Source organism: Exiguobacterium sp. UBA6282, assembly GCF_002440475.1.
Taxonomy (GTDB): Bacteria; Bacillota; Bacilli; order Exiguobacteriales; family Exiguobacteriaceae; genus Exiguobacterium_A.
On the sequence record NZ_DJUM01000020.1, the window covers coordinates 147,256 to 158,261 of the forward strand.

The window sequence follows — 11,006 nt, forward strand, 5'->3', positions numbered from 1 at the left end:
ATACTGTTATGCACAAAAGCGTTACATAAGGAGAGGATTTTGTGGATTCATCTATTTTGCGTCAGCCACGTCAATTTGCAGTGCATGTTTTAAACGGTCTCAGTATTGGAATTCTCGTTGCCCTTATTCCAGGAGCCTTACTCGGTGAACTCGCTAAGGCATTATTGCCATACGTTTCTGGTGCCCAACACGTTTTGGACGCAACGACACTCGCGATGCGACTTTTACCAATGGTGATTGGTGTCGCCGTAGCGATGCAATTTAAAGTGACACCGATCGCCACCACATCGATTGGACTCGCGACGGTCGTCGGCTCAGGTGTTGCGACCCGTGCGGATGCGACATTCGTTTTCGTCGGTACAGGTGATGTCATCAATGCTGGTTTGACGGCAGCTATTGCAACAGCAATCGTCTTATTGATTGGTGAACGCTTCAAAACATATACGGTGCTTGTCATGCCAACGATTTTGATTGTCGGTGCCGGTGGAATTGGTGTTCTGACGTATCCGTTCGTCACACGGATCACAACAGCAATAGGACATGTCATCTCAGACTTCACGGCACTTCAACCCGTCTTGATGGGCATTCTAATTGCGGTCGCCTTTTCCGTTCTCATCGTCTCTCCGCTTTCGACGGTCGGCATTGCGACCGCGATCAGTTTATCGGGTGTTGCTGCCGGAGCTGCCAATCTAGGTGTCTGTGCCGCTGGGTTCGGTCTTGCGATTGCCGGTTGGCAAGCGAATTCACGTGGAACGTCGATTGCTCATTTTCTTGGTTCTCCTAAAATCCAGATGGCGAACTTCATTCGTAATCCATTGATGATTCTACCTGTCATGTGTAGTGCCGCTATCCTTGGTGCATTAGCAGGAATGCTCGGTGTTCAAGGTACACCGTTTAGTGCCGGATTTGGAATGTCTGGTTTAATCGGTCCAATCAATGCGCTACACCTGATGTCAGGAGGATGGACGCTCTTCAATATGACATTCGTGCTTGGTCTTTTTATCGTCTTACCCATTATTCTCTGTTTATTGTTCCATCTACTCTTCCGGAAGTTCCGTCCATGGATGAGCGCAGAACCGTACCGACTCGATTTCGAGTAAGTGCATCTTGATTGATATTTTAACCACAAAAAAGCCAAGCCGACCGTCTGAAAAAATCGACGTGTCTAGCTTGGCTTCTTACTTCTTTATTTTTCAATCACTGTTAACAAATCAAGCGGTGTCTCGATGACATGATCTGCCGAATTCCACTCGGATGGCGTACCAAAACCATATTGACATAAGACGACCGGCATATGTTCCTTACGAGCCGCTTCGACATCAGAAGACCGATCTCCAATCATCCAGTAAGATCCTTCTCCAAACTCATCGCGGTGAGCGCGTAAGATATCCGATTTTTCTTTTCCATTGACGGATTCCAAGCATTTCGGACTTGTGAAGAACGAGCGGATTTCCTGACTATCAAGCACAAGGTTTAGATAGTGGTTGCCGCAATTACTTGCAGTCGAGACCGTGTGTCCCGCTGAAACAAGAGCTTGCAATAATGATCGAATTCCGTCAAATAAGACATTCTGCTCAACCATCGTCTCTTCTAAATGACCATGTCTTTTTTTACGGATTAACCGAATATCCTCTTCTGAGGCTTCCGGAATCGCTTTACGCCAAAAGGCACTTCCCGCCAACCCATAACTTGCTTGTACACTAGCTTGAGAAGGTTTTGGAAGATGCGGCATGTCCTCCATCGCCCGATGGATTGCTTCTGTCATTTGTTCCGTTGAGTCAATCAATGTACCGTCGATATCGAATAAGATAATTGCCATGTTCCCACTCCTTTTACATCTCTTTTTTTGCTTTTCTCTTTTTCTGAATCAAATAGCCAACCGTAATCAACACGCCTAAACCAATCCAAACTATCGGGTGATTGAGGTGATGCAATTTTCGCCATTCATGACCAACAGCTTTCCCGCCCCAAATGAAGAGCGTCGACCAGAGGAAAAAGGAAATCGTCGTCACGACGGTAAACGTCCAGCGTGAAACACCAGTTAGACCGGCACCAATCGCAAATCCGATACGCCACATCGGAGAAAGAAGAAGAATATAGCGTCCTTTCGTCTCCATTTGCGTCTGAAACTGGAGCATTTTTGTTTCTGAAATCCGAAACCATTTGAATAAACGATTCAATAACCGTTCACTCCCGAACTGTCCAATCGTAAAAAAGAGGTTCTGACTAATGACGAAGCTTACTACAGCAAGGAACACCATGAATAGCAGATTCGCCTGTGCCGTATGCACGAGATATCCTGCATACGCGAGCGGTACTTCGCTCGGTATGAATGGAAACATGAGCGTCATCATGATCCCGATATAACCGTATGATTCCATCCAGTGGTGTCCCATTTTCGCCCTCCCTCTCTCTTTACCAACTATTTCTAGTGTATCGAAATTTCAAGAGGGCGTACAGGAAACGGCTCTTTTTACATCAGAAAGAGCGACTTCTTGTGTGAAGTCGCTCGGATCATCTATTTGATCAATACGCATCCTCGCTTTGCAATGGTTGCGTACGACGTTTTTGTTGTTCATCTTGCCAGTCGCTGAAACGTGTCAATTCTTCAAAGACTGTTTTCGTGACGAAAAGGATGACCGCGATATCGTCTGCAAATCCAAATCCGAGTACGAAATCAGGTACGAGGTCAATTGGTGACACGAGATAAACCAATGCGCCGATTACTTTTAAGATCGTCGTACGACGAATGTTGCGGTATTCACCTGACTGGTACGCGCGAATCATATCGACGAACAACGTCAACGGTGAAAAGACGACGGACAAACGAGAGTTCCCGTTTACCTTTGCAGTTGCTCGTTGTAACAGCGAGTTCGTCTTTTTCGGGCGATCAATATAATCTTTTGCATCTTCGGCATATTGATTTTGTTGTTTTTCTAATTGTTGATTCGAGAATTTCATTCCTATTTTCCCCCATTCTAAAGTAACTTCGACGCTTTTCTATTTCCCTGTTCCTACGGATGATAATCCTGTCAGGTTTCAGGATATGATGGAACGGTAAAAAAGGGAGAGAAGCGTTACAGAAAGGATGATTTTTATGAATCATGTTAATCAAACTGTCATCATTACGGGAGCCGCGAATGGCATTGGTGCAGAACTCGCCCGCACCTACGCTGCGCATGGCGCAAATGTCGTTCTTGCTGACATCGATCAGATGACAGGAGACGAATTAGTTCAACAAATTGAAGAAGATGGTGGGACGGCTTACTTCTATCACCTCGATATCCAACACGAAAAAGACGTTCAACTGTTGATTGAGAAAGCGATTGAACATACTGGTCATATCGACATCGTCATCAATAACGCCGGTATCATGATTCGAAAACCCTTACTCGAATTGTCACTTGAGGAATGGGATCGGGTTCATCATACGAACCTGCGTAGTATCTTTTTAACGACTAAGGCCGCTACACCTTATTTGAAACAAAGTAAAAGTGGTGGTCGGATCGTCAACCTGGCTTCGACCCGCGCCTTCATGTCGGAACCGCATACAGAATCTTATGCATCGACGAAAGGTGGCATTTTTGCTCTGACCCATGCACTTGCTGTCTCACTCGGAGAAGACGGAATTCTCGTCAACGCGATTGCTCCTGGTTGGATTGAAACCGGTGACTATCAAGAATTATCACCTGAAGATCATAGTCAACATCCAGCTGGTCGCGTCGGAAAACCAAGTGATGTCGCTCGTGCGGCTCTCTATCTAACACACCCGGATAACGATTTCTTAACGGGCGAAACACTGGTCCTAGACGGTGGGATGACACGAAAGATGATTTATGAAGAATGATTCGGATGGAGTGCCTTTCGGGGCACTTTTTCATTTCACAAAAACTATATTTATACCTTTTTCAAACATTAATAAACCTTCTATTTATACGATGTTACAAAAATATATCTTCTGACATCATTCGGAAATCAATCAATTACACATTGATTTTTCCTTTCGTATCAACATTTTCTGTTTTTTCTTCTGTTCACGTATCATTATTTTCATAAATTCTTCATTCTTTTCGCTAGCTTCTCTTGCATTTTTTTAAAAGAATTGTAAAGTGGATTTTCCGATTTTCTTGTTAGAGTGGGAAAGGTAACACTTCACAAGGGAAAGGAATGACGCTTAGTTTATGAAACGACCTTTCGGAAAGTCACTCGGGCTATCGCTCATGACATTCACTTTACTCGCAAGTCCGCTCATGACGACAACTCCCGTCGACGCGGCAAGTTCATATAAAGAAAAGCAACAACAAAACCAGCAACAACAATCGAAGCAACGCGAGGCGTTGTCTCAAAAAAAGAATCAATTATCTAAAGCACAGCAACAAGTCTACGCCCTGGATCAACAGATTAACGGGCTGACATTACAAGTCGTCGAGAATCAAAAGAAAATCGACGAAAACACGAAACAAATTGCTCGATTAGAAGATAAGATCGAAAAGCTACAAAAGAAAATCAAGAAGCAAGAAAAAATGCTCGGTGATCGTCTGGCGGTTCGTCAGTCTAAAGCCGATAATGCCCCGCTGCTTGAAGCCGTCTTCGGTGCAAAAGATGTTGGTGATATGATTAGCCGTTTCAACGCCTTCAATACAATTGCGGAAAGCGATGCTTCTTTATTAAAAGATTACGAATCAAACAAAAAAGAACTGGCAGCTGCGAAAGAAGAACTGAAGCAGACACGCCAAGACTTGATTGAAGATCGTAATGTTTTAAAAAAGAAACAACGTGAACTAAAACAAGAAAAACAAAAGCGCACAGCACTGTTGAAACGCTTGACGTCACAAAAGAAAAAAATCGAATCCAACATCCTCAGCCTGAAAGAGGCATCGGCCCAACTGAAGGCACAGGAAGCAGCTGAAAAAGCAGCAGCACGAGCAGCAAAGGCAGCTGCAGCAAAAGCTGCGAAACAATCGGCAGTGCCAGCATCTGTTAGCAAGGCCAGTACGAAAGTCATCTCAAAAGCAAAAGGTAAATTCATCAAACCTGCTCAAGGCTCCGTCTCGCAAGGAATGGGTGCAGCAAGCGGAAGCAATGGTTATGCGTACCACAATGGAACCGACTTCGCTGGTCCACTCAACTCGCCAATCGTTGCATCTGCAAGCGGGACAGTCATCTTAGCAAGTTCAGGTGGTCCTTACGGCAACCACGTCTATATCTCTCATAATATCGACGGGAAAACATATACGACCGTGTATGCCCATATGAATGCCTTAAACGTTAAACAGGGACAACAAGTCAAACAAGGACAGCAAATCGGTGTTCTCGGAAGCACCGGTAACTCGACTGGTCCACACTTGCATTTTGAAATCCATGATGGTGGATACCAGTATGATGCGAATGGACGGACGAATGAACTCGATCCAGAAAGCTTCTTCTAAGTCGATTCAAGAAAAAGTGCCCGCCTTCTCTTCCTGAGAATGCGTGCACTTTTGCTGTGTTCATTAAATTTTGAATTGATGTGTCTGACTGTCAAGCGACGTCGTCGTCGACTCGAGTTCTTGCATCAATTGATGAATCTGTTCGAACGAGGCCTGTTGATCACGCATCGAAGCAGCGATCTCTTCATTTCCGGCTGCAAGTTCTTCCATGACGCCACTGACTGTACTGACTTGACCAACGACATGGCGGGCTTGTTGTTTCGAATGAACAAGTTGTTTCGTCACATAATCGAGTGTTTCTGTCACGTTTGCTACCTTTTGACGTGTCTCACCGAAAGCTTGTTGGACGTGCGTAAAGTTCTCGACCTGATTCGTCTGCTCCCGCTCCGCTTGCACGAGTGCTTCTTGTAAGACAGCACCGTCCTGACGAATCGACCGGACAAGTGAGAAGATCGAGCGCGTCGCCTCATTTGTCTCGTCCGCTAACTTTTTAACTTCACTTGCCACGACGGCAAATCCACGACCGGCTTCCCCTGCCCGTGCCGCCTCGATTGCCGCATTGAGTGACAATAAGTTCGTCTGCGCGGAGACTCCCGCGACGAGTTGTGCCATCTGTTCGATTTGTTGCGTCTGTTCTAAGAAACCTTCCAGTTTCTGACCGAGTTCGCGATTTTGTTCTGTTGACGCGCGAAGTGACCGTGCTTGCTGTTCCATGACGGAACTGCTTTGAACCATCACGTGATCGGCCGCCTGTCCTTCTGCATAAGCAGTTTGTGCACGTTGTTCACTCTCTTCAAAGAGCTGTTGCATATCGGACATCGTACTGACTGTCGTCTGGATATCGTCCGACACTGTTTGAGTACCACTCGCCATTTCATTGATCGCATGGGTCATGTTGCCAGAAACTTCAACGATGTTCGCGTTCTCCGTCGTCGCTTCCGTACTCATCTGACGAATCGTGTTCGACGAACGACTGATCGTTCCGATGACCTCATGTAAAGTCCCTTGCATCTGCGCAACCGCTGTCTCGAGTCGACCAATCTCATCTTTTCGACCGGATACGACCAGTTCCTGTGACAAGTCTCCATCCGAAATTTGCTCTGCTGTCCGGACGACACGGCTGATCAGTCGCGTGATACTACGTGCGAAGTACCAATTGTATAACGCTAGACCAATCAAGAGGAGGAATGTCGCGATTAGGACGGTCCGCGTCAGGTTCAATGTCTCGTCTTTTGCCTCACGTTGTAAGACATCATAAAACTCTCCATTTTTCGTATGTAACGTATAGAGATCACTGAGGACACCTTCGATTCGTGCCGCATGGGAGCGAATGTCAATCGGATTCACCGCGTCCGTCAGTTCCGTCCGTTTTGCAGCGAGCGTCTTATACTTCATATCCGCCCGGTTCAACTCTTCTTGAAACGCTGGAATCAAATATGTCTTCTGTAGCTGATTCAAAGCTTGCTCGTTCTTTCTACTAAGAGCCTGAACCTGCTCCGCCTGACTCTCAGACGGTTGGCTCGCCAGTCGGTTCCATGCTGCCTGTTCATATAAGAGCTTCGTTTCGAGTTCTGAAATTTCAACGAGTTGTTTTCCGTAGTCTTCGTTATAGGATTGAATTTGACGGAGTTGGAACAAGGTCCATCCCATCAAGATGACGACACTCAAAATCGTCACTAATGTTGAGAGTAAAAATCGTTTCCGTAACGTCATTGGATCGTCACCTTACCTTCGAGCACGTCTTGTTGCAGCTGCTCTAATTTTTTTCGTTCCCCGTCCGTAAAGTTCGTGTTTCGGATTGGAGCCAACTGGATTGCCCCTTCTTTGACACCCAGGACGACTTGTCCGGACTGTAGACCTTTCGCAGCCACATCTTGTCCGATTTTTGTAATCGCAAGATCAACTTGTTTTAGCATTGACGTCATGACAGCGTCAGGTGCGATTGGGGTTTGATCGCTATCGACACCAATCGCTTTTTTCCCCTTCGTTTGCGCTGCCTCCAGGACACCGCTTCCCGTCAATCCAGCAGCTGCGTATAATACGTCTACCTTTTTCTGCATCATTTCGTTTGCGAGCGTCCGTCCCTTTTCCGGTGCTGCAAAGTCCTCTGCGTATTCGACGAGTACTTTCGTTTTTGGATTGACCGCTTTAGCGCCAGCTATGTATCCCTTTTCGAACTTCTCGATCAGTGGCGACTTCATCCCACCGATGAAACCAATCGTATTCGTCTTGGTTTGGATTCCTGCAGCGGCACCCGCTAAGTAGCTTCCTTCGTCCTCTTTGAACGTAACCGAGAGTACGTTCGGTAACGTCGAGACGGCATCAATCAAGGCGAATTGTTGTTTCGGATATTTTTTAGCAACGGTCTCAAGATCTGTCTGCCCCATGTAGCCGAGTCCGACGATAACGGTCGGCTTCTTTTTCGCTAACGCTTCAAATGCTGTTTTATAGGTCTTCGTTTCGTTTAATTCCCGGTAATCGATCGACCAGCCTTCCTTCTCCCGCAACAACGCCATACCGCTCATCGCTGCATCGCTGAATGATTGATCGCCAAGACCAACATCCGATAAGACGACCGCCATTTCCTTTCGCTCCTTGACTGCCCGTTCTGGATCATCGATGACACTACCGCATCCTGCGAGGCTAAGTGTCGATGCCAGTATGATTCCACTCCACCGTTTCATTCATTCCACATCCTTCCGACATTCTACATCTGATTATCGGAAGCGATGTCTGACTTCTTAATACAAAATTTAAATTCAGAATAGTCCCATAACAAAAAAATGCCCCTCTATAAAAGAGGGACATGTCAGATATTCTTAGTAATCGCTATCAGATGTACCACCTGTAACGATTGCGATTCCTGCTGATGCGCCAATGCGTGATGCACCTGCATCGATCATTGCTTTTGCACCTTCGAAGTCACGAACGCCACCAGATGCTTTAACACCGATGTCAGGACCAACTGTCTCACGCATGAGACGGATATCTTCGACTGTTGCACCACCAGTTGAGAAACCAGTTGATGTTTTCACGAAGTTAGCACCTGCTTTAACTGAAAGTTCAGCAGCTGTTTTGATTTCTTCTTTTGTAAGAAGGCAGTTTTCGAAGATGACTTTAACGAGTGTACCGTTTGCCGCTTCGACAACCGCACGAATGTCACGTTCTACTAACTCAAGATCACCATCTTTTAATGCGCCGATGTTTAAAACCATATCGATTTCTGTTGCACCGTTTTGGATTGCATCCTTTGTTTCGAATGCTTTCACTTCTGGCGTGTTTGCTCCAAGTGGGAATCCGATGACTGTACATACTTTCACGTCATCATCTGATTTTAAGAGTTCTGATGCTAACGCGACGTATGTCGGGTTAACGCAGACGCTTGCGAATTTGTATTCTAATGCTTCTTTACAGAGTGTTTCGATTTGAGCACGTGATGTTTCTGGCTTCAGTGCCGTATGGTCGATCATTCCTGCTAAATTCATGATTGTTATCCTCCTTAAGGCTTCCCTTTGACTCTGATATTATTCTATCACGCAAGAGGTCTGACTTCTATCTTTTTACGCGACTTTTCGAAGCTGTTTTTTTCGAATCCAGACTCCATTGAGCGTAAAGACAATCGCTGCTGTCCAAATACATGTAAACGCCACCATGTGTGTTTTAGTAAACGGTTCATGATAGAGCAATACACCGAGTCCAAGTGATAAGGTTGGTGCGACGAATTGCAAGAATCCAACCCATGTGAATGGAATTCGTTGTGCCCCGAATCCAAATAACAAAAGTGGCACAGCGGTGACGATCCCCGTTAAGATGAGTCCAGTCATCGTACCGACAGATTCGGTTATCGAAGACGTTCCCTGTACTTGCCAATATCCGAGGAAGATCAAAGCCAGTGGAAGCGGCGCCATCGTCTCAAGTGTCAGACTGACCGTTGATTCAAGCGGACGACGTTTTTTGACGACGCCGTAAAAACCGAAGCTTAAGGCAAGCGCAATCGAGATCCATGGAAATTCGCCGTAGCCAATCGTTAAAATCAGAACACCGATCGTCGCAAGGACAATCGAGATCCATTCAATCCGTGAGAGCTTTTCTTGAAAGAAGAAGACACCAAAGACGATGCTGACGAGCGGATTGATGTAATATCCGAGTGATGCCTCAACGATGAATTGATGATTGACAGCCCAGATGTAGATGAACCAATTCAAGCTGATGATCAGTCCATTTAAGAAAAAGAGTCGGCGCGTGAACGGATCACGCAATGCCGTCTTCCATTTTCCAAGTGCTTTTTGAAACGACAGTAAGATGAGTAGAAATAGAAACGACCAGATGATCCGATGCGCTAGTATCTCTTCACTCGGTACATTAGCGAGCATCTTCCAGTAAAGCGGTAAGAGCCCCCAAATGATATATGCGACAAGTGTCGCGAAAAATCCCGGTAGATTCACATAATCCCTTCTTTCGTTATGATACCTTCTTCATCCGTATCTTTCCTGCTGATAAACCGCTGATCGTAAACAAAGCAACGGCAATCCAAATGAACAGAAAAGCGATGAAGTGAATCGTCGTAAAGACGTCATTAAATAGATAAATTCCAAGGAGTAGCGTCAACGTTGGTGCAATGTACTGCAGAATTCCGACATAGACAAACGGGATTTTCGGCATTCCGTATCCAAATAACATCAATTGAACTGCTGTTGCGATTCCGAGCATGATGATTGCAAGCAGTGCACTCGTCGGCATCGCAAGCGGTTGACTATCCGTCACGCCTAGCGTCAAGAGAGCGAACGGGAGCGTGACGAGCGTCTCTAAAAATAATCCCGATAATGGCTCGGCTGCCGCCTTTTTCTTCAGCACACCATAAAATGCGAACGAGATGGCAAGTGAAAAGGCAATGATCGGAAATTGACCATAACCGAGCGTTAAAATCATCACACCAGTGATTGCTGATACAATCGCGATGATTTGTGGACGCGTTAATCGTTCCTTAAAAAAGATCAAACCGAACAAGACGCTGACGAGCGGATTGATATAATACCCGAGCGACGACTCGACGATATACCCTTCTCCGATGGCATACAGATAGAGTGACCAGTTACCACCTAATACGAGACCTGCCGCAAGCACGGTATAGCGCTGGCGTTTGTTTTGCCACAGGTGACGAACGAATTGAAACTTCTTCGTCAGTCGTAGTAACAACGTTACGAAGATGAACGCACTTAAAATCCGGATCGAAACGACCGTCCATGCTGGAATACCAGTTGCAAATACTTTATAGATCGGCAATAGTCCACCAATCACATAGGCGACGAATGTCGCACTCATACCCCGTTTGTCCACGGTCATCCCCCTTATGTAAGAAGAAAGCCGCCGGGTGGCGACTTTCATTGAACCTTATTGCCCGTCTAGCGTCGTAAACAACTCGCTTAATTCCGCTTCCGTCAAATCACGCCAAGAACCGATTGGTAAATCGCCGAGCTCGATGTTCATGATTCGGACGCGCTGCAGCCGTTTGACCCGGTAGCCGAATTCTTTACACATACGGCGAATCTGACGATTTAACCCTTGCGTCAAAATGAT

Annotated in this window: 11 protein-coding genes and 1 pseudogene; 3 read left to right on the forward strand and 9 right to left on the reverse strand. The window is 46.0% G+C overall.

Annotated elements, in window-relative coordinates:
• The first annotated feature begins 41 nt into the window (after positions 1-41).
• A complete protein-coding gene (locus tag B2751_RS05740) occupies positions 42-1,100 on the forward strand; it encodes a PTS transporter subunit IIC (RefSeq protein ID WP_056060085.1) in 1,059 nt (352 codons plus the stop codon).
• An 86-nt stretch (positions 1,101-1,186) separates the two neighbouring features.
• On the opposite strand, the gene B2751_RS05745 is transcribed toward B2751_RS05740, so the two are convergent.
• The 3 genes from B2751_RS05745 to B2751_RS05755 all read right to left on the reverse strand — a co-directional run bounded on the left by B2751_RS05745 (position 1,187) and on the right by B2751_RS05755 (position 2,961).
• On the reverse strand, positions 1,187-1,819 hold the full coding sequence (locus B2751_RS05745) for an HAD family hydrolase (protein ID WP_290773464.1): 633 nt from the start codon (positions 1,817-1,819) through the stop codon (positions 1,187-1,189).
• A gap of 13 nt (positions 1,820-1,832) precedes the next feature.
• Entirely contained in the window at positions 1,833-2,396 is a 564-nt protein-coding gene (locus B2751_RS05750; protein WP_035409260.1) for a DedA family protein, read from the reverse strand.
• Between the two features lie 130 nt (positions 2,397-2,526).
• The gene (locus B2751_RS05755) at positions 2,527-2,961 is read right to left on the reverse strand and encodes a YkvA family protein (protein ID WP_035409261.1); all 435 of its coding nucleotides are present in this window, start codon (positions 2,959-2,961) and stop codon (positions 2,527-2,529) included.
• Positions 2,962-3,097: 136 nt separating this feature from the next.
• On the opposite strand from B2751_RS05755, the gene B2751_RS05760 reads away from it, so the two are divergent.
• Positions 3,098-3,847: an SDR family NAD(P)-dependent oxidoreductase gene (locus B2751_RS05760; RefSeq protein ID WP_290773467.1), complete on the forward strand. Its 750-nt coding sequence runs from the start codon at positions 3,098-3,100 to the stop codon at positions 3,845-3,847.
• A 334-nt stretch (positions 3,848-4,181) separates the two neighbouring features.
• The gene (locus B2751_RS05765; RefSeq protein ID WP_290773470.1) at positions 4,182-5,429 is read left to right on the forward strand and encodes a murein hydrolase activator EnvC family protein; all 1,248 of its coding nucleotides are present in this window, start codon (positions 4,182-4,184) and stop codon (positions 5,427-5,429) included.
• Positions 5,430-5,492: 63 nt separating this feature from the next.
• Here B2751_RS05765 and B2751_RS05770 read toward each other — a convergent pair whose 3' ends face one another.
• The 6 genes and pseudogenes from B2751_RS05770 to B2751_RS05795 form a co-directional block, all read right to left on the reverse strand.
• Positions 5,493-7,142: a methyl-accepting chemotaxis protein gene (locus B2751_RS05770; protein WP_290773474.1), complete on the reverse strand. Its 1,650-nt coding sequence runs from the start codon at positions 7,140-7,142 to the stop codon at positions 5,493-5,495.
• Positions 7,139-8,113, reverse strand: coding sequence for a BMP family lipoprotein (locus B2751_RS05775; protein WP_290773477.1), 975 nt, complete (start codon positions 8,111-8,113; stop codon positions 7,139-7,141). The genes B2751_RS05770 and B2751_RS05775 overlap by 4 nt, the downstream gene beginning before the upstream one ends.
• Before the next feature lie 135 nt (positions 8,114-8,248).
• Entirely contained in the window at positions 8,249-8,914 is a 666-nt protein-coding gene (gene deoC, locus B2751_RS05780) for a deoxyribose-phosphate aldolase (protein WP_290773480.1), read from the reverse strand.
• A 75-nt stretch (positions 8,915-8,989) separates the two neighbouring features.
• On the reverse strand, positions 8,990-9,874 hold the full coding sequence (rarD, locus tag B2751_RS05785; RefSeq protein ID WP_035409275.1) for an EamA family transporter RarD: 885 nt from the start codon (positions 9,872-9,874) through the stop codon (positions 8,990-8,992).
• Positions 9,875-9,890: 16 nt separating this feature from the next.
• Positions 9,891-10,766: an EamA family transporter RarD gene (rarD, locus tag B2751_RS05790; RefSeq protein WP_035409277.1), complete on the reverse strand. Its 876-nt coding sequence runs from the start codon at positions 10,764-10,766 to the stop codon at positions 9,891-9,893.
• Positions 10,767-10,820: 54 nt separating this feature from the next.
• Positions 10,821-11,006, reverse strand: a pseudogene (locus tag B2751_RS05795) (23S rRNA pseudouridine synthase F); the annotation flags it as partial.